24 protein-coding genes, 1 pseudogene and 2 riboswitches are annotated in these 21,853 nt (G+C 39.3%); of the genes and pseudogenes, 15 read left to right on the plus strand and 10 right to left on the minus strand.

Annotated elements, in window-relative coordinates:
* The first annotated feature begins 183 nt into the window (after positions 1-183).
* The gene (locus tag CD152_RS03245; protein ID WP_101143476.1) at positions 184-684 is read left to right on the plus strand and encodes a DUF3885 domain-containing protein; all 501 of its coding nucleotides are present in this window, start codon (positions 184-186) and stop codon (positions 682-684) included.
* A 17-nt stretch (positions 685-701) separates the two neighbouring features.
* Here CD152_RS03245 and CD152_RS03250 read toward each other — a convergent pair.
* Positions 702-857, minus strand: a pseudogene (locus tag CD152_RS03250) (helix-turn-helix domain-containing protein); the annotation flags it as partial.
* 209 nt (positions 858-1,066) lie between these two features.
* Here CD152_RS03250 and CD152_RS03255 point away from each other — a divergent pair.
* Positions 1,067-1,288, plus strand: a complete 222-nt coding sequence (locus CD152_RS03255) for a hypothetical protein (RefSeq protein WP_103214389.1) — start codon at positions 1,067-1,069, stop codon at positions 1,286-1,288.
* 179 nt (positions 1,289-1,467) lie between these two features.
* Positions 1,468-2,619, plus strand: coding sequence for a zinc-dependent alcohol dehydrogenase (locus CD152_RS03260; RefSeq protein ID WP_101141576.1), 1,152 nt, complete (start codon positions 1,468-1,470; stop codon positions 2,617-2,619).
* Positions 2,620-2,685: 66 nt separating this feature from the next.
* Here CD152_RS03260 and CD152_RS03265 read toward each other — a convergent pair whose 3' ends face one another.
* A complete protein-coding gene (locus CD152_RS03265; RefSeq protein ID WP_101141574.1) occupies positions 2,686-2,907 on the minus strand; it encodes a hypothetical protein in 222 nt (73 codons plus the stop codon).
* 73 nt (positions 2,908-2,980) lie between these two features.
* Positions 2,981-3,082, minus strand: a riboswitch (SAM riboswitch).
* 98 nt (positions 3,083-3,180) lie between these two features.
* Here CD152_RS03265 and CD152_RS03270 point away from each other — a divergent pair.
* The gene (locus CD152_RS03270; RefSeq protein ID WP_101143230.1) at positions 3,181-3,711 is read left to right on the plus strand and encodes a hypothetical protein; all 531 of its coding nucleotides are present in this window, start codon (positions 3,181-3,183) and stop codon (positions 3,709-3,711) included.
* Between the two features lie 122 nt (positions 3,712-3,833).
* Here CD152_RS03270 and CD152_RS03275 read toward each other — a convergent pair whose 3' ends face one another.
* The gene (locus CD152_RS03275) at positions 3,834-4,082 is read right to left on the minus strand and encodes a hypothetical protein (protein WP_103214390.1); all 249 of its coding nucleotides are present in this window, start codon (positions 4,080-4,082) and stop codon (positions 3,834-3,836) included.
* Positions 4,083-4,396: 314 nt separating this feature from the next.
* Between CD152_RS03275 and CD152_RS03280 the strand changes: the two genes are divergently transcribed.
* A complete protein-coding gene (locus CD152_RS03280) occupies positions 4,397-5,206 on the plus strand; it encodes a thermonuclease family protein (RefSeq protein ID WP_103214391.1) in 810 nt (269 codons plus the stop codon).
* A 48-nt stretch (positions 5,207-5,254) separates the two neighbouring features.
* On the opposite strand, the gene CD152_RS03285 is transcribed toward CD152_RS03280, so the two are convergent.
* Positions 5,255-5,788 (minus strand): GNAT family N-acetyltransferase, encoded by a 534-nt coding sequence (locus CD152_RS03285; protein WP_169926151.1) that lies wholly within the window; start codon positions 5,786-5,788, stop codon positions 5,255-5,257.
* Between the two features lie 167 nt (positions 5,789-5,955).
* On the opposite strand from CD152_RS03285, the gene CD152_RS03290 reads away from it, so the two are divergent.
* Entirely contained in the window at positions 5,956-6,156 is a 201-nt protein-coding gene (locus tag CD152_RS03290; protein WP_041636094.1) for a DUF6440 family protein, read from the plus strand.
* Positions 6,157-6,984 carry an N-acetylglucosaminidase gene (locus CD152_RS03295; RefSeq protein ID WP_101141567.1) on the plus strand — a complete coding sequence of 276 codons (828 nt, stop codon included), beginning with the start codon at positions 6,157-6,159 and terminating at the stop codon, positions 6,982-6,984.
* A 28-nt stretch (positions 6,985-7,012) separates the two neighbouring features.
* On the opposite strand, the gene CD152_RS03300 is transcribed toward CD152_RS03295, so the two are convergent.
* From CD152_RS03300 to CD152_RS03320, 5 genes are all read right to left on the minus strand, one after another.
* On the minus strand, positions 7,013-7,873 hold the full coding sequence (locus CD152_RS03300) for a DUF6612 family protein (protein ID WP_101143234.1): 861 nt from the start codon (positions 7,871-7,873) through the stop codon (positions 7,013-7,015).
* Positions 7,874-7,936: 63 nt separating this feature from the next.
* Positions 7,937-8,629 (minus strand): ABC transporter permease, encoded by a 693-nt coding sequence (locus CD152_RS03305; RefSeq protein ID WP_101141563.1) that lies wholly within the window; start codon positions 8,627-8,629, stop codon positions 7,937-7,939.
* Complete coding sequence (locus CD152_RS03310; protein ID WP_101141561.1) at positions 8,629-9,528, minus strand: osmoprotectant ABC transporter substrate-binding protein; 900 nt, start codon at positions 9,526-9,528, stop codon at positions 8,629-8,631. The genes CD152_RS03305 and CD152_RS03310 overlap by 1 nt, the downstream gene beginning before the upstream one ends.
* Entirely contained in the window at positions 9,529-10,173 is a 645-nt protein-coding gene (locus CD152_RS03315; RefSeq protein WP_101141559.1) for an ABC transporter permease, read from the minus strand. It lies immediately after the preceding gene.
* A gap of 1 nt (position 10,174) precedes the next feature.
* Complete coding sequence (locus CD152_RS03320; protein WP_101143235.1) at positions 10,175-11,305, minus strand: betaine/proline/choline family ABC transporter ATP-binding protein; 1,131 nt, start codon at positions 11,303-11,305, stop codon at positions 10,175-10,177.
* A gap of 115 nt (positions 11,306-11,420) precedes the next feature.
* Between CD152_RS03320 and CD152_RS03325 the strand changes: the two genes are divergently transcribed.
* Together CD152_RS03325 and hutG are read left to right on the plus strand one after the other, a co-directional pair.
* Complete coding sequence (locus CD152_RS03325) at positions 11,421-12,872, plus strand: FAD/NAD(P)-binding protein (protein ID WP_101140134.1); 1,452 nt, start codon at positions 11,421-11,423, stop codon at positions 12,870-12,872.
* Positions 12,865-13,800 (plus strand): formimidoylglutamase, encoded by a 936-nt coding sequence (gene hutG, locus CD152_RS03330; RefSeq protein ID WP_101031532.1) that lies wholly within the window; start codon positions 12,865-12,867, stop codon positions 13,798-13,800. Before CD152_RS03325 ends, hutG begins: the two co-directional genes overlap by 8 nt.
* Here hutG and CD152_RS03335 read toward each other — a convergent pair.
* Entirely contained in the window at positions 13,760-14,647 is an 888-nt protein-coding gene (locus CD152_RS03335) for a LysR family transcriptional regulator (RefSeq protein ID WP_103214393.1), read from the minus strand. The two genes, hutG and CD152_RS03335, sit on opposite strands and share 41 nt — an antisense overlap.
* 131 nt (positions 14,648-14,778) lie before the next feature.
* Between CD152_RS03335 and hutU the strand changes: the two genes are divergently transcribed.
* The 6 genes from hutU to ribH all read left to right on the plus strand — a co-directional run bounded on the left by hutU (position 14,779) and on the right by ribH (position 21,742).
* On the plus strand, positions 14,779-16,428 hold the full coding sequence (hutU, locus tag CD152_RS03340) for a urocanate hydratase (protein ID WP_101031536.1): 1,650 nt from the start codon (positions 14,779-14,781) through the stop codon (positions 16,426-16,428).
* Positions 16,429-16,446: 18 nt separating this feature from the next.
* Positions 16,447-17,679 (plus strand): imidazolonepropionase, encoded by a 1,233-nt coding sequence (hutI, locus tag CD152_RS03345; RefSeq protein ID WP_103214396.1) that lies wholly within the window; start codon positions 16,447-16,449, stop codon positions 17,677-17,679.
* Between the two features lie 496 nt (positions 17,680-18,175).
* Positions 18,176-18,302, plus strand: a riboswitch (FMN riboswitch).
* Positions 18,303-18,437: 135 nt separating this feature from the next.
* Complete coding sequence (gene ribD / locus CD152_RS03350; RefSeq protein WP_101143238.1) at positions 18,438-19,463, plus strand: bifunctional diaminohydroxyphosphoribosylaminopyrimidine deaminase/5-amino-6-(5-phosphoribosylamino)uracil reductase RibD; 1,026 nt, start codon at positions 18,438-18,440, stop codon at positions 19,461-19,463.
* Between the two features lie 4 nt (positions 19,464-19,467).
* Positions 19,468-20,091: a riboflavin synthase gene (locus CD152_RS03355; protein WP_103214394.1), complete on the plus strand. Its 624-nt coding sequence runs from the start codon at positions 19,468-19,470 to the stop codon at positions 20,089-20,091.
* On the plus strand, positions 20,091-21,281 hold the full coding sequence (gene ribB / locus CD152_RS03360) for a 3,4-dihydroxy-2-butanone-4-phosphate synthase (RefSeq protein WP_103214395.1): 1,191 nt from the start codon (positions 20,091-20,093) through the stop codon (positions 21,279-21,281). The genes CD152_RS03355 and ribB overlap by 1 nt, the downstream gene beginning before the upstream one ends.
* Positions 21,278-21,742: a 6,7-dimethyl-8-ribityllumazine synthase gene (gene ribH, locus CD152_RS03365; RefSeq protein WP_101143241.1), complete on the plus strand. Its 465-nt coding sequence runs from the start codon at positions 21,278-21,280 to the stop codon at positions 21,740-21,742. The genes ribB and ribH overlap by 4 nt, the downstream gene beginning before the upstream one ends.
* Positions 21,743-21,853: the final 111 nt, after the last annotated feature.

Raw genomic sequence — 21,853 nt, forward strand, 5'->3', positions numbered from 1 at the left:
ATAGAAAAGTTTAATTCATTAGCTAATGCATATAGTATATATAATAGTTTTACTTTTATTCTAGGATATTATGTCTCGTCAGAATTATACGGGACAACCTCTAGTTTGCGCATAGGAAATCTCCAACTTAAAATTGATTGAAATTAATATATATGTAATAACATAACAGACATTGGAGGCTTTATGGATTACTATCAACTTATGTCTAGAGATATTATCGAACAAAATTTAGAGTTCGAACATATTGAACTCGTAAAAAATCAAAGTCGTTTTATAGATAATGATAAACTCAATCACGCTGTATTTGAACAGGTAAGATTTGAAATAGCGGATTATTTTCATGTTTTATTCAAAGATGTTGAACAGATAAAGATAATATTTTGTGTTGCATATAAAGATAGGTATTATCGTTTAAATTTAATAAAGTATTTTAAGCAATTTGAACGATTTAATTTTAATCTTTATCATAATGAACTAAGTGATAATTGTCATCAATATGCATATATTATTAACAAAAGTGATTTGAATTTACAAAAACTAGTTAAAGATATTTGTTATCAAGATTTTGCATATGAATCTCAAACCTTTAGAAAAGCATCTGTTTTAACAATAATTACAAATTTAGATGAAGATATATTTTACTACCCATATGATGATCGGGGCATTGTCATATATAAGAAATGAAAAGAAGGTATCTGAAATCAGTCAGATACCTTCTTTTCATTGACAATAATATCACCAGGCTGACAATCAAGATAGTCACATATTGCTTCTAAAGTACTAATACGAACTGCCTTTGCTTTTCCAGTCTTTAATATGGATAGATTTGCAATTGTAACATCAATCGCATTTGATAACTAGAAGCACAAGGGTTATTTTTATGGGACTATCTATTTAGGTGGACTGTACAAATGGCTGATAAATCATTGTTGTATATTGAAAATTATCGTATAATATGAAATTTATTTTAATGTAATAAATATAGGATAGTTACAATTTGTGTTTTAATTTTTACTTTCAATACAATATATGAAATTTAAATTTTAAATGCAAAGGAGAAAATATTATGACCGAGAGAAATAATAACTGGCCACCAAAGCACCATGGTGAACATAATCCTGCCGGCTGTACGGGTAATACTGATTTTGATGCACCGGGTCTAAAGGGGAGAGAAGACGAAACTTATGAAAAAGCGGCCTTTGGTGGAGCGGATTTTAATGATGGTATACTCGGAAGAATTGCGAATATCTTCATTAATAGAGATGAAGGTAGAAATTCAAAGAAATAAAGATATTATGATAGTAGCAGTAATCTTTATTTGTAAATTTCGTTACTTACTCCGCCACGGTATCTCTTCTATTATCTTCTTGATCAGGCATACGCTTTCATAAAATACATGTTTGGAAATATGTAAAAGAGGTATACAGTAACAGATTCAAAAATTGTACTAGATGGGGGTTTCTATATATGAAGGCAGTAACTTATCAAGGACACAAGAAGATGGTAACGAAAGAAGTCGAAGATGCTAAGATTATCGAATCCACTGATGCGATTATCAAGATAACAGCTTCAGGTATTTGTGGATCAGATTTACATCTATATCACCAAGGTGACTTATTTATGGAACCTGGTTTTGTTATCGGACATGAACCTATGGGGATTGTAGAAGAAGTAGGTAAGGATGTAAAGAACCTGAAGAAGGGTGATCGTGTCGTTATTCCTTTTAATATTGGCTGTGGTGAATGTTTCTACTGTCAGCATGATATGGAATCTCAATGTGATAATTCTAATGAGACGCCTGCTAACTGGAAGTTAGATAACGGCGGATTATTTGGTTTTGGTAACCTTCATGGCAATCATTGGGGTGGACAGGCAGAGTATTTAAGAGTACCGCATGCTGACTTCTCTTCATTTAAGGTGCCAGATAATAACTTAAAGGATGAGCAGGTATTATTCTTATCAGACGTTGTACCTACTGCATACTGGAGTGTAGAACATGCAGGCGTTAAACCAGGAGACACTGTAATTGTGTTAGGTTGTGGTCCTATTGGATTAATGGCACAGAAGTTTGCAAAGTTAAAAGGTGCTGAAAGAGTTATTGCAATCGATAATGTACAACATCGTCTTGATCATGCGAAAAAGTATAACGGTGCTGAAGTGTATAACTTCGATGAAGAAAAGGAAATTGGAAAGTTGCTTAAAGAAAAGACACAAGGTGGCGCAGATGTTGTCATTGACTGTGTAGGTATGGACGGACAACAATCAAGTCCAGAACCGAAGTTATCAAGACGTTCTCAGCAACGTGGTACAATTAGCCCGATCATTACAGCTGCTGAATCTGTAAGAAAGTTCGGTACAATCCAGCTTACGGGAATCTACGGTACTCCTGCAGATAATTTCCCGGTTGATCTGATCTTTAACCGTAACGTTAAGGTGACAAGTGGACAAGCACCTGTAATTCACTTAATGCCTAAACTCTATCAGATGATTAAAGACGAAGTATTTGATCCTACAGAGATCATTACCCATACTTTCCCACTAGAAAAAGCCGATGAAGCTTATAAAGTATTTGATAAGAAGAAAGACAACAATATCAAAGTTGTACTTAAACCTGAATAGATGATAGCAAGCGCTTAAATATAGAAGGAAATCCCAGTGATAATCTATCACTAGGATTTCCTTTTTTTATAGATGCTCTATCGTAATCTTCAGGCCCTCTACGACAAACTCTATTTTCTTCTCTCGTTCTTTACTGACGGAAGGAAGCTGGTGCCCTGTTTCGATTTCTCTAAGTTCACGTTCCAGCTCATTGATCTTGCCGACCTTATGCATATTAGAAGCATAGGAATTCGGCTTTCTCTTTCTTACCTCATACAATTCTGCTAATACATCTGCTCTTGTTCTCATACAAAACACTCCTTATAAAATGATTACAATAAAAATAAGCTCATCTTAAAGTAAGAAGAGCTTTGTTAAGAACTTCTTATCTTTCAAGATTACATCTTGTTGGAATTAGCACAGTGCATAAGCCTGCTGCTGAGGTTTCATAGGGCCAAGTCCCTCCACCTACTCTGAATAAGATACGAGCTATTTTTTTGTATATTTATTATAACATACTTTGCTAAAGTTGAAAATTATATATATTATTAAAACATGGATTATAATGAAGGGAGTAATACCATGTCATCTATTATTAGTGCAGGATATGATATTTTAAATAAACAGCTATCGCCATTCTTACAGTTTGAAAATCAGCATCGCGTGAGGTTTTACGAGCCGCGTTTAACGTATTTTAAGTATCGAAGATTAGTGGGTCACATCTTTGATGGAGATGTTAATCTATTATATTTATCAAGTCCCTACAATAAATGTAATTTCAGGTTATGGACGGTATTGAATATTACAAATTATCAGGAATATAAGATAGAACAGAAGCACCATGATCTAGTAGTGATGATGGCGAATATTAATCATCTGAGTCAATCAGATGTGGTAAACTATATCAAATATACGAAAGTTAAAGAAAACCCTCCATTTATCAGTTATTTGTATAACGAGCAGACTTTCATTAGACTCAGTCCATTCTATATTGATGTCATCTCTGAAGATACATTAGTCATTGAATGGATCAAGCGTGAGTTTGAACGAGAATATGCACACGACTTCGATATAAATGAAGTGATATCGGAAGCAGAGTGGTATGGGGAGTAACGAATAAGACAATTAAATTATAATCGCATAGAATATCATTGTACTCTGTATCATGTCTGGCATTATTGCGTGGATATATATGAAAAATAACCATCCCATAAATAACTTATGGGATGGTTATTTTAATTCATATGTTGCGTAAATATTAAGATAAATATTAAAAGTAACAGCAATGAATATAAAAAGGCTTTACCTGTATGTTTTCCCAGCGTTGCTTTATAAAGCAGTGTAGTCACTAAACCAACTGCTGCAATGTCCATAACATATTCAAACACAGGGATAAATATTTTAATTATTAAACCAAGTCCTAATAACCCTAGAAATATACTTTGTACCATTTCGATTTTATTTTTCTTTTGCTCTTCAATCATTCCCAAACCTTCTTTCTAATATAGAATATATATACAAACACGCTTAAGAAGAAGGAGTAAAATGCACATACACCGAGCCTATGCTTCTGATAAACTTCTATTTCCTATCGCTGCAAATATCAAGCTGCCAGCGACCCGAACGATAGGTATGATAATAAAGTTGAACAAGAATAAGATTTTAATCGCCATTATGAAGCCTTCTGACAGTATTTTCTATATTTTAACAAAAAAATAAAAAAATATTAAATTTTAGTCTATCTTTTTGGTACAGGTTGATTATAATGATAGTAAAATAAATTATTCTGGAGGAAAAAATGAAGCGTATTAAAATTTTTACTATTTTATTATTATTGTTTTCTTTTTACCCAGCTACTCAATCACATGCCATTTCAAAGAAAATTCCGGTGAAGTTTGTATCAGTAGTTGATGGTGATACTGTACGCGTTAAGCAAGGTAACAAAGCACTCACACTTCGTTTGTTGCTTATTGATACACCTGAATCAAAGGATCCAAAGAAACCTGTCCAGCCATATGCGGTAGAAGCGGGGAAATATCTGGACAGCTACTTACGTTATGCGAATCTTTCGATGCAGTATGATAACAATCAAAAGACAGACCGTTATGGACGTCATCTTGTTTATCTATATGCCAACAATCGTTTAGTGAATGATGAAATGGTACGTTCAGGATATGCACGTATAGGCTACGTCTATTCTCAGAAGTATTATTTAAATGCGCTTAAGAAGACCGAGTCGGTTGCGAAGGCTAAGAAACTTCGTATCTGGTCGATCCCTGGGTATGTGAACACACGTGGGGAAGGATTCATCTATAATCCGAAGAAGCCCGTCGTTAAACCAGCACCAAAACCAGCAGCTAAGCCAGCTGCAAAGCCAGCTGCAAAGCCAGTTGCGAAACAGCCTGCAACGAAAGCTGGTTATCCAACTTCAAAATATCGTAAAGGTGCACCGAAGACATTTAAAAATTGTACGGCAATGAAAAAATACTATCCATATGGCGTGACAATTCATCATATCTCTTATAACAAGAAACATGATCGTGATAAAGACAAGCTCGCTTGTGAAGCATCAAACGTGGCATACCAGCCATGGATGAAGAATAACTAAAAGCAATCCAGAGCGGATTGCTTTTTTTGTAGGTTATATTAATGAATGTTAAATTTTTTGTAGATTGATCCAGTAACGGTCTACATCAATATCATCATGTGTATCATGTATGCTATTCTCGTAGACGCCACGACAAGCTAGAATGGTGTTCCTACTAGCAATATTATTATGGTCACAAGTCACAAGAGCCTTCTTCACTCCTTTAGTTTGAAGGAATAGCAGTGCTTGATGCAACATCCACTTTGCAACACCTTGTCGTCTTTCATCGGGTCTTACTGAATAACCGATATGTCCCCCGACATTATTTAAATAGTCATTTAAATAATGTCTGATATGAATCATACCCACAATCTTCTGATCTTCATTGATACATAGAAATTGTGTAGAAGGTACAAATCCTTCTGGGAGGCGATCTAGAATCTCCCCATCTTGGATGCGTTCGAGCCAGTGATCAAAGGTATCAAAATTATGAAGTGACGATGAACCATGAATAATCTCATTGTTCACTGCGAAATCTGCACGATAGCTTAAGATATCTGTCTTGTATTCAATTGACGGTTTTATGAGCTGAAGTTCTGGCAATTGATATCCCTCCTTATTTTTTATGATTATACATTAACAGAAAGGAAGAAGTAAATTTTTAATTTTATAATTATATAAGAGATATTATAGATATGGTGCTGTTTTTAAATGTTATTCTATGCTTTAAAAGGGTAATCTAAAGTAATAAATATTAAAGGGTGATTTATATGTTTGGGAATAAAGAGGGAAAACGATTTACTAACTATAACGCTGCATCTGGTAAACCATCTAAGATGATGTCTAATTATATTGTCGTCGATGAACAGACGGGTGTACAGTATCTATTTTCAGCGATAGGGTACAGTGGTGGTATGACAGTACTGGTCGACAAAGATGGGAAGCCGTTACTCGCTGAAGGTTATAAATAGATGAACGATAAGAATAAATCATTAGTTGGACTGGGGTTATGCGCCACGATTATTTTAGGATTTATCGCGCTAATGATCAGTGAGAAGACAGAAGACAATGCACTTAAAAATCGTCACATTGATGTGTCGCATACTTATAAAGCCGCGCTTGATAAACAGATGAAGGCACAGGCGATGTATTCCAATGGAGTCGTATGGAAAGCTGCTACACGTAAACAGATTGACACGTATATGAACATCGATAAATTAACAGACGACAGCGCCCAGCAGTATCAGTTCTTAAACCTGAGTAAGACACAGAAGATTCATCCCGCCACACTGGATAAGCTGCTGAAAGGCAAGGGAATTCTCGATAACGAAGGAACAAGTTTCGCAAGAGCTTCCAGGCTGCATGACGTTAACGAGATCTATCTTATCAATCATGCATTACTGGAAACAGGTAAAGGTAAAAGTAAGCTTGCCGAAGGTGTCGCTGTTGATGCCAAAGGAAAGGTTGGTAAAGGGAATAAGAAATATTATAATTTCTTTGGTATCGGAGCCTACGACCATGATCCTGTGAATGAAGCGGCCAAATATGCATTTAAACATGGTTGGGACACACCAGAAAAAGCAATAGTCGGTGGGGCAAAGTTCATCAAGGCAGAGTTCTTAAATGATGAAGCACAGGCCACATTATACGGTATGCGCTTTAATCCTGTAAATCCAGGACATCATCAGTATGCAACAGACGTCAGATGGGCACATCATAATGCACGCAGCATTGCAGATGATTATAAGAAACTGAAGTTACGAGGAAAGTATTTTACAACTTATGCGTATAAAGAATAATCCAGACGATTAATCGCCTGGATTATCTTTATGATGCTTTTTCAGTTGAAGTTTCTTCGGATTTCTGTAATTCTTCGATAGATTGTGCATTCTTCGCACCTGCTGGAATTTCAATTGCTTTTACTTGATTGTACTGATCATATGTTGCTGTTGTCTTCGTGTTCATCTTCTTATCTTTTACGGTCATGTTAATATCAGTAATGGTCTTAGTCATCATAAAGTCTTTATCAAATATGATAGTTGCTTTCCCATCAATATCCTTTAACTGACCTTCAAGTGCCTTAACGGCATCCTCTGAACCCGTCGCTTCACTGAGCTGTTTATATTCATCTAGACCTTTAAATGACTTAGTGAGTTCATAACCTTTATCTGTCGCTTTAAACTCACTGTCCTTATACGCATTTAATGTTTCAAGCGCTGAGTTATAATCGAGCTGGTCGAGCTGATTTTTCACCTGGTCTTCCATTGCGCTTGTAGCATCAATAAAGTTCTGACCATCTTGAGTGATGATTACTTTCTTATCGAATATATACATATCCATCGATTGATTCTGCATATCCGTACTGATCTTAGTTCTTTCGGCATTATCCACAGACATTTCCATCTTTACATTGCTTGTATCGCTACCTGATTTTAACTGAGTATCAAGGTTTGCATGATAACTTTTTATATCCTGCCCCTTTTCTTGAGCTTTTGCAACTAACGCTTCTGCATCTTTAACCTCTGCTGTTTTTTTTTCAGATGTGGTTTCAGAAGATTTAGATTCAGTAGAGGTTTCAGCTTTCTTTTCTTCAGATTTAGTATCTTCTGTTTTCTTTGTCTCTTGTCCACAAGCAGTAAAGATCAAGGTAGAACCGAGTAATAGTGATAATAACTGTTTAGATTTCATAGAATTCCTCCGATTGATTTAATTAACCTTAGAGTACCATAATTATATTGGGGTTCATAATAACTACTCGTTCTCTGCACTCGGTGCAGACTGACTTAATTTCTTGCGTTTTGTCGGGTCCAGTCTACGTTCGATAAGACCCAGTATAATGTCTGCAAGCACAGCCATCAACGCAGTCGGTAATGCACCGGCAAGGATAATTGATGTACCATCCGTGGCGTTTGTTCCGCGGATGATGATGTCACCTAAGCTTTGTGCCCCGATAAATGAGCCGATAGCAGTGACTCCGATTGCGATAACGAGCGCGATACGGATACCTGCGATGATGACTGAGAGGCTGAGGGGTAACTCTACCATGGTCAGCAGTTGGCGTTTTGTCATCCCCATGCCACGGCCAGCATCAACGATATGTTCGTCAACCGCTTTGAGACCTGTATATGTGTTCTTAATAATAGGCAATAAGGCATAGAGGAATACGGCCATGATTACAGTCTTCTTACCAAGCCCCATCGCCAGCATGAGTAGTGCAAGTAAAGCGATGGCAGGAATTGTTTGTATGATATTCGCAATCGAGATTACAGGTGTTACAAGACGTCTATGTCTGGCGATCCATATACCGATCGGTATACCTACTATGGCTGCTAACAGTACACCGTATATACTGATTAGAAAGTGCCCAAGGAAAAGCTGGAAGACGTATCCTGCATTATCCTGGAAGTAATGGATGAACTGTTCGAATGTATTAAGATTCTCCATTATTTCGCACCTCCTTTGAAGTAATTATGTGATTTTAAGTAGGCTTCTGCTACTACTGCAGGTTCTTTCAGGTTATTATCAACTTCATAGTTGAGCTTTTGCATTTGTTCTGTTGAAATCTGATCTTTCATCGATTCTAGCAGCTTTTTAATCTTTGGATCTTTCTTAAGCAGTTCATTAGTCGCCACTGGATTCGCATCATAAGGCGGGAAGAACTGTAGGTCATCTTTTAGTACGACAAGGTTATAACTCTGGATACGTCCATCCGTTGTATATCCAAGGACGACGTCCATCTTGCCTGCATTCACTGCCTCATAGACAAGTCCAATCTGCATCGGCTTAGTGTCTTTAAAGTCAAAGCCGTAAGTTTTTTTGAATGCATCAAACCCATCACCTTTACGTTTCATCCACGATGAATCTACGCCAGCACGTAAGTTTTGTGCAACTTTTTTCATATCACTGACTGTCTTCAGGTTATACTTCTTCGCTGTCTCTTTTGTCACCATGAAAGCGTATGTATTCTCGAAGCCGTAAGAATCAAAGTAGTGCTGGTCAAACATTTCTTCAAACCCTTTGACGACAACACTTCTTGCTTTGTCTGGATCTGTGATCGGCTCTTTACCGAGTGGACCTGTTAAATCTGTGCCGGTATAACGGGCAGAAGAGACGTTTGCATCGCCACGCATCATCGCCTGGTGTACTACTGTTCCTGAACCGAGGTTATTGATCAGTTCTACAGGATGATCGGTCTCTTTTTCTATAAGAAGCTTGATCATGTTCGCAAGGATCTGACTTTCGGTCGTATATACTGAGGCAATCTTGACAGTTTCTTTTTGGTTGTTCTGTCCACAGCCGCTAAGCACGAGTAGACAGGATAATAGTATGAGTAATTTCTTCATTTATTTTTCCCCCTTCGACACAACTAATCCACGTGGGGTCGTAATCTTTTCTATATATGCTAATGCGAAGTCTGTAACGAGCGCGAGCAGTGTTACAACGACAGCACCCGCGATAATCAGTTTCGGCTGGTAGAGATTGAGCCCATTAAAGATAAAGTCTCCAAGTCCCCCGGCGCCAATATATGAAGCAAGCGTCGCCCAGCTAATGGCATAGACAGCAGAAAGTCTGATACCGCTCATAATGACCGGGACTGCAAGCGGTAGCTCAACCATACGTAATAGCTGGTTCTGAGTCATGCCCATTGCACGACCTGCTTCTCGTGCATTTTTGTTAACAGACTGTATGCCGAGATAAGTGTTATTGAGTATCGGAAGCAGCACATAGAGAAACAGTGCGATAACAGCGGGTAGTGTACCTATCCCAAAGAAGGGGATCATCATCGCAAGTATCGCTAGCGAAGGTACGGTTTGTAGCACGCTCGTTATAGAGAGTACAACCTTTGCTAGTTTATCAGATTTTGTCAGCACAATGCCGAGCGGTACTGCAACGATGATCGCTGCAAGTAGGCTGAGCAGTGAAATGGAGATATGCTCCCACGTCTTCTCGAGTAGTTCGGCCTGGTTTTCCTGTAAGAATGCTAACATATTATACCTCCTCTAACTCTTCGCCCCAGATAGTGTCATAGACGATATCTACTAAGTTGGCACGAGTAATGACGCCGAGCAGTCTGTCGTGCTTATCAAGCACTGGGATAAGACGAATATTACGCTTAAGGATGGTACGCACTGTATCTTGAAGATACACACCAGAACGCACGAAATAGACATTATGGTTCATGATGCGAGACAGGCTTAATGATTTCTTTGCTGCTTCAGATAAGTCTTCAATGTCGACGTAGCCGACTAAGACATTATCATTGTCTGTGATGAGCAATGTATCTACACGACGCTCACGCATAATCTGTATCGCTTCACCTATTGACTTCTCAGCTGTAACGGAGATGGGTTTGACCATTGCTTCATCAACTGTTTTAACGTTAGGCGTCGTCTGGATCAGACGGTTTTCGCCGATGAAGTCTCGCACAAAATCATTTGCTGGACGTCTTAATATATTATTCGGTGTATCAAGCTGTACGACTTCACCATTACTCATAATGACGATGCGATCTGCTAATTTGATAGCCTCGTCCATATCATGCGTGACCATGATGAAAGTCTTATTGAATTTGACCTGCAGCTCTTTCACTAGATCCTGCAAAGTATCACGTGTAAGTGGATCCAGTGCACCAAAAGGTTCGTCCATCAGAATGATATCCTGATCTGCAGCAAGTGCACGTACGACACCGATACGTTGCTGTTGTCCCCCTGAGAGCTGAGCGGGATAGAGGTCAAGATAGGATAATGGAAGATCGACGAGCTGAATCAGTTCTTCAGCTTTCTTGTTCTTGTCCTCTTCTGACCATTTCAGCAATTTCGGTACAAGCGTGATGTTGTCACGAATCGTCATATGAGGCAGTAATCCAATCTGCTGGATGACGTAGCCGATTTTACGGCGAAGCTGTACGGGGTTCAGTTCTTTGATATTCTTCCCGTCCAGAGTGATCGTCCCGCTAGTTGGCTCGATCATACGGTTGATCATACGCATCGCAGTTGTCTTACCAGAACCGCTCGTACCGATGAACGCGATAAACTCTCCTTGCTTGATTGAAATATTTAAATCTGACACTGCTTTTTTACCGCCTTTATAAACTTTCGAGACGTTATTCATTTCTAACATGTCTTCACCTCATAAAATATTTTTTGTGAATAAGTCTTATATAAATATAAAAATTATATACTATAAGTTTGTTTACCCAATTTTTTGATAATATATAGGTAAAGGAGTGGATATAATGAGAATTGCAATTATAGGTGCAGGCGTTGGTGGCATATCTGTGTTGAAGTATCTGCATAAAGAAAAAAAACTGAAAGCTGAGATTACAGTTTTTGATGATAAGAAGTATATGGGGAGTGGACGTGCATTTCAGTACGACGACCCCGAACTGCTGATGAATTATCCTGGAAATCTCATCAGTATGAAACCTAATAAGCAACGAGACTTCATCGACTGGATCCAAAAAAGCAACGTAAACAAAGAGATTCATCTCGATGAAGCGGAGAACACTTCAGCCAATCGTTATTATTCTCGACAATTATTCGGTAAATACATGCAAGAACACTTTGAGAAATTTGCGAACAAGAAGAACGTATCTATTATAACAGACCATGCACGAAATGTTGAGTTTATTAGTCAGGAATATGTTGTTTCTACTCAAAATGGTACATATTATTTTGATGCTGTATTTTTATCTTCAGGCCAGTTTGGACCGATGGATCCTTATCACCTTGAAGGAACAACAGGCTATTATAAATGGCCGTATCCACTGCATGAGAAGAGCATTGAAGCGAACAAAGATTATGCGGTTATTGGGACAGGCCTTTCAAGTCTGGATATTGTCCGTTACTTTATCGCACATAGTACGAATAAGTTAGCGCTTATCAGTCGTGATGGTAAGGTACAGTCGGTACGTGGTAAGATGCAGGAGGTCAAGTTTAAATATATAACCCATAAGAAACTTGAGAAAATTAAAGTGGCACATCATGGTTATATTCCATTGGAAGAATTAGTAGAAAGATTCAAAAAAGAGCTTGATCGACTTGACCTAGATGTAGAGAAGCTACGTATTAATCGTTCAAATCCAGTACGTGCATTAAATTTTGACTTGAGCCATCCAGAAGAGGTCGGATTGATGCAGTCATTCGTCCTTGAGATAGTCCATATTGCATCATATATATGGCCATTTATGACACGAGAAGATAAAGCAGCATATCGCAAACACTATGCACCGATACTAGATGATTATGCGAATCCGATGCCTGAAGGAACAGCAGAGGAACTGCTCGATGCGCTTTCTAGTGGACGTGTAGAAATTTATAGTGGAATCACAGACATTGAGTATAAATATAATAAGTTCCGTATCCATACAAAGGATAAAGAGCTACGTGTACATTATGTGTTTAATGCGACAGGTCCAGCAAAAGCTTACAAGGACGCAACTGAACCTAATCCTCTGATTGAAAACCTTGTGAATCAGGACTTGCTGATCGAGCATCCGGATGGCGGCTTCTACGTAACGCCAATCCGCAATCAGGTTATTATGAGAGATGGTGTCATGTCACGTTTCTTTATGCTTGGGCAGAAGACATCTGGTGTTAACTATTTAGATAACGGTATAATGGAACTGATTGATGAAGCGAAACGAACAGTTAAAGCTCTAGCTGAAGAGGAGGGATTAGATGTATAGTGAAGCAGATGGTGCTTTATGGCATGGTAGAATAGATGATAATGACAATCATGCACATTTTAGAAATTTTCAAGTAGTGCAAGTAGTAGATGCAGAAGGTGAGCTTACAGAACGATTTGATGTTGGGATACTCGGGTATGCGGTTGATCGTGGTGTCTATCTGAATCAAGGCAGAGTAGGTACGAAGCAAGGGCCTGATGCGATACGTACAAAGTTTGGTAACCTGCCACTGATACATAATTTATCAATTGCTGACTTCGGGAATGTGACGACTGAAGAGAAGTTTGTTGAGAATGTGCAGCATGAATATGCTGAACTCATTGATAAGACGAATGACTATGCTAAGTTCCACCTGTTAATCGGCGGAGGACATGATATTTCATATGCGCATTTCAAAGGATTAAAAGCTTTATATCCGGAGCAGTCAATCGGCGTCATCAATATTGATGCGCATTTTGATTTACGTGATAGTGAATATGGAACGAGCGGCACAGGATTTAAACAGATTCTAGATGAAGATGCAGACGCCGGTTATCTCGTACTTGGGCTGCAGGAAGCGGGTAATACACAGCATTTATTTGAAGTAGCAGAACAATATGATGTGAAATATGTGCTCGCTGAAGATATCGACTATGATACGACAGATGAAATCATCCAGTCATTTATCGAGCAGTATGACATTATTATGCTGACGCTATGTCTCGATGTGATTGACAGTGCATTTGCACCAGGCGTCAGCGCACCATGCAGCTTTGGGCTTACACCTCACCAAGTAGAGCGTCTTATAAGAGCAGTACTCTCATACGGCAAGACGCGTCACCTAAGTATTGCTGAGATGAATCCAGAATATGATATAGATGGCCGTACAGCGAAGCTTGTCGGGCATATCATGTTTTTTGCAGTGCACCGTAATCCCAGTATTTTATAAAGCAGTCTATTAAAGAAAGTACTCTCGTGGAGTGCTTTCTTTTTTTATGGTAATTGATATAGATTGTGCGACTGATGTTCGGACGAATCGTAATCGCGTTAAGATGAGATGCATTATGAGACTGATAGTATATTTTAGGGATGACTGCATAACCGACACGCTCATGTACATAGTTAAGTGCTGTCTCAAAACGGTCTACCTCAAGGACGATATGCGGTCTGATGTTATGTCTTAAGAAATAATCATTTAGATGTTTACGAACTTGAAAAGAATCATTCGGCAGAATCAGCGGCAGATCGCTTAAGTTGACACTTCTTTTATTGTTGAATGTATCTTTAGGCGCAGTGAGTATATAGTCTTCTGAATATAACGGCAGTGAAATAATATCATCATGGATAAGCTGTTCGTTTGATAATGCGATATGGACATCATAATTGGTGATGGCCTGTGTGATTGTATCTGTCGTCAATATTTCTCTGATCATGTAATGCTGATCCGTATAATGTCCTTTATGCTGCGCGATAACAGCACTTACCCATTTACTTGCAGACTCTAATATACCGACTTTAATTTTAGGGGTATTGCTGTAATTTAAGTCATACATCTGTTCAACCGTCTGCTGGTATTTATGTACAATATCTTTTGCATACTGATAGAACAGTATACCACGTTCCGTAATCTTGATTTCCTTCGTGCTTCTGGTCAATAACTTGTATCCTATTTCCGCTTCCAGCTTCTTGATTGCAGCCGTTAACGATGGCTGACTAATATGCAGATACGCGCTCGCCTTCGTAAAGCTTTGATGTTCAACAACAGCAATATAATATTCGAAATGTATAATTTTCACTATTTATGCTCCTTTTATAGCTAAATACTATTAATAGTTAGTTTATTTATATTAGATAACTATATAATAGCAGATTATAATAAGTAACGAGTACAATAAACTGAAAATTTAAATAAATGGAGGCGATTATAATGAGAGATATTAGAGCAAAGAAAGGGTTAGAAATCGAATGTAAAGGCTGGGAACAGGAAGCGGTATTACGTATGCTTTATAACAACCTAGATCCAGAAGTTGCAGAGCATCCTGAAGACTTAGTTGTCTATGGGGGTATCGGTAAAGCAGCACGTAACTGGGAAAGCTTCGATGCGATTGTAGACAGTTTACGCAATCTAGAAAAGGATGAAACGTTACTCGTTCAGTCTGGTAAACCTGTCGCAGTGTTTAAGACGCACGACCAGGCACCACGTGTATTATTATCTAACTCTGTATTAGTTCCGAAATGGGCAAACTGGGAGCACTTTAACGAACTTGATAAAAAAGGCTTGATGATGTACGGACAAATGACAGCAGGAAGCTGGATCTACATCGGTTCCCAAGGGATCGTGCAAGGAACGTACGAAACATTCGGCGAACTTGCAAATCAGCATTTCGATGGAGACTTAGCAGGTACGATTACACTTACTGCGGGACTAGGTGGTATGGGTGGTGCTCAACCTTTAGCTGTGACGATGAACGGTGGGGTAGTTATCGGTATAGATGTAGATGAAAGTCGTATCGATAAACGCATTGAAACGCGTTACTGTGATGTGAAGACGCATAGTGTAGACGAAGCAATTCGCCTGGCGACTGAAGCGAAAGGCAAGAAAGAAGCACTATCAATCGGCCTTGTTGGTAACGCTGTCGATATCTACAAAGAACTATTAGATAAAAACTTCAAAGTTGATATCGTAACAGACCAGACAAGTGCCCATGACCCATTAAACGGTTATGTACCAGTTGAATACACATTCGAAGAAACAGTGAGGATGCGTAAAGAAAATCCTGAAGAAGTTGTTCGTCTAGCGAAGAAATCGATGGCAAAACACGTTGAATACATGCTTGAGTACAAAAAACGTGGCGCAGTTGCATTCGATTACGGAAATAATATTCGTCAAGTTGCATTTGACGAAGGTGTTACAGATGCATTCAGTTTCCCAGGATTCGTACCAGCATACATTCGTCCGCTATTCTGCGAAGGGAAAGGACCGTTTCGCTTTGCAGCATTAAGCGGGGATCCGAAAGATATTGAACGTGCAGATGAAGAGATGCGTAAACTATTCCCTGATAATAAGAAATTAATGCGCTGGCTAGACTTAGCAAGTGAGAAGATTGCATTCCAGGGACTACCATCACGTATCGCTTGGCTCGGATACGGTGAACGCGCTAAGATGGGGTTAGCGCTAAATAAACTTGTTGAAACTGGAGAGATTTCTGCGCCTATCGTTATCGGTCGTGATCACTTAGATGCAGGAAGTGTTGCAAGTCCGAACCGTGAAACAGAAAGTATGCAGGATGGCAGTGATGCAGTGGGAGACTGGGCAGTATTGAACGCACTGATCAACACTGCGGCTGGTGGCTCATGGATTTCATTTCACCACGGTGGCGGCGTAGGTATGGGATATTCATTACATGCTGGGATGGTTGTTGTAGCAGATGGTACGAAAAACGCTGAAGAACGATTACAACGCGTGCTCACAACAGACCCAGGTATGGGTGTAGTGCGTCATGTTGACGCGGGATATGATATTGCGGTTAATGTTGCGAAAGAAAAAGGCATCAATGTACCAATGCTTGACAAATAATAGATGGGGATGGTTATGATGAACGATTTAATAATTCAGAACATTAGTGAACTGATCTTACCGAAGAAGACAGACAAACCTTTAAAAGGTGCGGAACTTGCAGACCTTAAAATTATAGAGAACGGAACGGTCGTTATTAAAGGTGGCAAGATTGTTTATGCCGGCGAATTTAATGATGAGTATGTAGCAGGTGAAACGATTGATGCGAAAGGAAAGACAGTATCACCAGCGCTCGTCGATACACATACACATTTAGTGCACGGTGGCTCACGTGAACACGAAATGAGCTTGAAACGTCAAGGTGTGTCATATCTTGAAATTCTTGAGCAAGGTGGGGGTATTCACTCTACGGTTAAAGCAACACGTGAAGCGAGTGAAGATGAGCTGTTTGACAAAGCAGAGCATGAATTATTGCGCATGATTCATCACGGTGTACTCAGTGTTGAAAGTAAAAGTGGGTATGGTTTAAGTTTAGAGCATGAGTTAAAACAGTTACGCGTTTCAAAAAGATTACAGGAAAAGTATGGCATCAACATGAAACATACGTATCTTGGACCACACGCTGTACCGAAAGATAAAGACAGCGACGTGTTTATTAAAGAATGTATCAATGATTTAGAGAAAGTGAAAGATTTAGCAGACTTTGCGGATATCTTCTGTGAAACAAGCGTGTTCACAATCGAGCAGTCTCGTGAATACATGCAGGCAGCGAAAGAGCATGGCTTACCAGTGAAAATTCATGCCGATGAAATTGATCCGCTTGGTGGATTAGAACTTGCTATCGAAGAGCATGCCATCAGTGCTGACCACTTAGTCGCAGCAAGCGAAAAAGGGAAAGAGATGCTAAAAGATAGCGATACAGTAGCAGTATTATTACCAGGAACGACATTCTACCTCGATAAAAATGAATACGCAGACGCACGTGGTATGTTAGACAATAACGGTGCCATTGCAATTGCGACGGACTACAATCCAGGAAGCTGCGTAACGAGTAACTTACAGATGGTGATGAGCATTGCTGCACTGAAACTCAAGTTATCACCGAAAGAAATCTGGAATGCCGTTACAGTCAATGCTGCGAAAGCTATTGGGTTAGACGCTGGAACAATCGATGCAGGAGACGAAGCGAATATAGTGGTGTGGCATGCGAAGAACCATGAGTATATACCATATCAATATGGTGTTAACCATGTAGAGAAAGTGATTCATAAAGGGAAAGTCATTGTTGAGAATGATTTTAAGTTGAAATAGTCATGTGGCGTCACCCTCATATTTAAGATGAGGGTGACTTTTTTATAGGGGGTATCGGATAGGGGAGCGAATTGAGCTAGCTCATAAAAAATAAACATGAGCCAAGAAGCTGCTCGTTGCGTGTAGAGAACCGCCAAGTTGGCTCATAACAAATAAACATGGGCCAAGATGCTGCTCACTGCGTATAGAGGACCGCCAAGTTGGCTCATAACAAATAAACATGAGCCAAGATGCTGTTCACTGCGTATAGAGAACCACCAAGTTGGCTCACAAAAAATAAACATGAGCCAAGATGCTGCTCATTGCGTATAGAGAACCGCCAAGTTGGCTCATAAAAAATAAACATGAGCCAAGATGACGTTCACTGCGTATCAAGGACACTTCTCAGCTATCACACCTCATCAACGGCCAACCACAACATCCCAAAATCTTTCCATTGATTTTTCAGTCAAACTTCGTTACGATTAAATTGTCGTAATTGACAGACAAGTTAATAACATTCTTTCGGGGCTGGGTGAAATTCCCAACCGGCGGTGATAGCCCGCGACCCTTATGCACTGCATAAGGCTGACTCTTTGAAATTCAGAGGCCGACAGTTAAAGTCTGGATGGGAGAAAGAATAGGACACCATTAAGCAATGGTTTATTTGTTGATGTCTTAAATCACAATTAAACTACTTTTTGGTCTTATTTGTTGAACCTAAATTTCCAATCTCCCGAGCATATTTTGTTCGGGAGATTTTTTTATAGGAGGAACAGATGTATATTAACAAAGCATTTGAATTAGTAAAATGGACAGAAGGACAGACTGGGATGAATCCGGCAGTCGGTTGTGTCATCGTGAAAGATGATCGCATCGTCGGCATTGGTGCACATTTGACTGAAGGTGAGGCACATGCTGAAGTGAATGCGATTCATATGGCAGGAAGTCATGCGCAAGGTGCGACACTTTATTGCACGCTTGAGCCGTGCAGTCATCATGGGAAGACGCCACCTTGTACTGAAAAGATCGTCGCTGCTGGCATAAGCAAGGTTGTCTATGCAGCGTCAGATGTAACGTTATCATCAGGTGTAAGCTATATGCAGTCTAAAGGCATTGAAGTTGAAAAGGTAGAAGATGACGCAATCGCTGCGTTTTACGCACCGTTTTTCACGAGTAAAACATCTTCACTGCCATATGTCACAATTAAGATGGCAACAACGATTGATGGTAAAACTGCCGATGATGAAAGTATAAGCAAATGGATTACGAACGATAAATCTCGTGCACATGCGCATCAAGTGCGCTACGGGATGGATGCGATTATGGTTGGGTACAATACCTATAAAAAGGATATACCGACCCTCGATGCGAGACTTTACAAAGATAAACGCATCAAAAAAGTCATCGTTACAAATGGTCCGTTTGTATTAAATACACAAGACGATAACGATTATGATAGATCGCGTTTAATCATCGTTTCAGCCATCGAGCAGCACATCGACGGTATTACGGTCATCCATGTCCCGCATTTAAGTCCAGAACATATATTAAAAGCGCTTTATAACGAGCGCATCCGTAATTTATTGATTGAAGGCGGAATGCAGACCATCCGCACATTTATAGAAGCAAAGTATTATAACGAAATACACCACTACATTGCCCCGAAACTGTTAGGTGGAACTTCAAAACATCAGTTTTTAATGACTGATAATCTTTCCTCAATGCGTGATATGACGCATTTTAATCTTGTCTCTGTAAATCAGTTCGACGACGACGTACTCCTTATTTACAGAAAGGCGTGATCTCTTGTTTACAGGTATCGTAGAAGAAGTCGGTACAATTTCTCAGATAAAGCAGCAAAGTGATACGACAGTGATGACGATTAACTGTCAGGAAATATTATCCGATATACATATCGGTGACTCAATCAGCGTGAACGGTGTATGTTTAACGGTAACATCATTTAATACGCAATCGTTTACCGTAGACATCGTGCGTGGAACTAGTGCGATTACGCTTTTTCACACGATGAAAGTTGGTACGCAAGTAAATCTTGAACGCGCACTACTACCGACGACGCGTCTTGGTGGCCACTTCGTCAGTGGACATATCGACACCAGTGTCTCAGTAAAACGCATTCAGCAAAATAGCAACACATATATTATCGAGCTTGAATGCCCGGAAAAATTCAGACGTAACGTCATTCTGAAAGGTTCTATTGCAGTGAACGGCATTTCACTCACGATCTTTGAACTGACGAATTCAATCACATTAAATATTATTCCTGAAACGGTATGCAGCACGATGCTTAATACACTTAAGGCGGGCGATAAAGTACATATTGAATTTGATATGCTTGGCAAATATATTCTAAATCAGACGAAGTCGAGTGATACACTCACTTTATCTAAACTGGAGATGATGATGTAATGTTTGATTCCATTGAAGAAGCACTGCAAGATTTGAAGCTTGGTAAACCTATAATCGTAGTTGATGATGAAGACCGTGAAAACGAGGGAGATTTGATTGCAATCACAGACTTTATGTCTGAAGAGACGATTAACTTTATGATCACACATGCGAGAGGTCTTGTCTGTGCACCAATTTCGCACGCACTTAACGACAAGCTAGGACTACTGCCGATGACCATGAACAACCAGGATCCGAATAAGACGGCATTCACAATCAGTATCGATCATAAAGATACGACGACAGGTATCAGTGCGAAGGAACGTTTTATGACAGTGAAAGCATTGGCAGATAACAATATCACGTTAGCTCAATTTAACCAGCCAGGTCATATATTCCCGCTCATTGCACAGCAAGGTGGCGTACTTAGACGAAAAGGTCATACAGAAGCTTGTGTGGACCTGGCAAAACTCTCTGGTGCAAGCGAGACGGGCGTCATCTGTGAAATTATTAAAGATGATGGGACGATGGCAAGACGTGATGACTTAGTTATTTACAAAGAAAAGCATGAGCTGAAGATGATCACAATCGATGCTATCATTGACTATATTAAGTCAACGAAGCCACTTGTCACACGAGAAGCGAAAGTACATATGCCGACAGATTTCGGTACATTTCAGATGTATGGCTATAAAGAAATTTACTCGGATAAAGAACATGTCGCTTATGTGAAACCTTACAAAGGCGTCCCCCATATTCGCATACACTCAGAATGTTTAACAGGTGATGTCTTCCATAGTAAACGTTGTGATTGCGGCAAGCAGCTTGAAGAAGCGATGCAGCATATTGATGAGCACGGCGGTATACTGCTTTATTTAAGACAGGAAGGTCGAGGTATCGGACTGATTAATAAACTGAAAGCTTACGAAAAGATTGAACAAGGACTTGATACGGTAGAAGCAAATCACGCACTAGGATTTAGAAGTGATTTACGTGACTACGCCGTTGCAGCATCGATGCTGCGTGATCTCGGTGTGCATAAAGTGGAGTTGCTGACGAATAATCTGCGTAAAATTGAAGGTTTAAAACATTATGGCATTGAAGTGATTGAACGTATCCCCCATCAATTTCAAAGTGTTGATGAAAATAAAAATTATTTAGAAACAAAAAAACAGAAACTAGGACATTTACTAAAGGAGAATTTAATATGAACTATAGTGCAAAGTTAACAGGTGAAGGATTAAAGATTGCAGTCGTTACATCACGTTTTAATCATTTTATTACAGATCGTTTAACTGAAGGTGCAATCGATACTTTAGAACGACACGGTGTAGTTAAAGAGGATATCGATATATTTTTAGTGCCGGGTGCATTTGAACTTCCTTTTGTAGCGTCTAAGCTTGCACAAAAGAAAAAGTACGATGCAGTTATAACGTTAGGTTGTGTTATCCGCGGGGCAACGACACATTATGATTATGTATGTAATGAAGCGGCAAAAGGTATTGCGAAAACCGGAGAATATGGTACACCGGTCATCTTTGGAGTAGTAACAACTGAAAGTATTGAACAGGCGATTGAAAGAGCTGGAACAAAGGCAGGGAATAAAGGTGGAGAAGCTGCAATCAGTGCGATTGAAATGGCAAACTTGAATAAGATGATGGATGAACTATAAAACGAACCCCATGTGATATTTGATATGCTCCCTATAAGGTAGACACTTAAAAAGTGAAAATTTTATAGGGAGTTTTTAATTTGAGAAACAAGAAAATTTCATTTGATAAAT

The sequence above is a fragment of the Macrococcoides caseolyticum genome (genome assembly GCF_002902665.1).
Lineage (GTDB): Bacteria > Bacillota > Bacilli > Staphylococcales > Staphylococcaceae > Macrococcoides > Macrococcoides caseolyticum.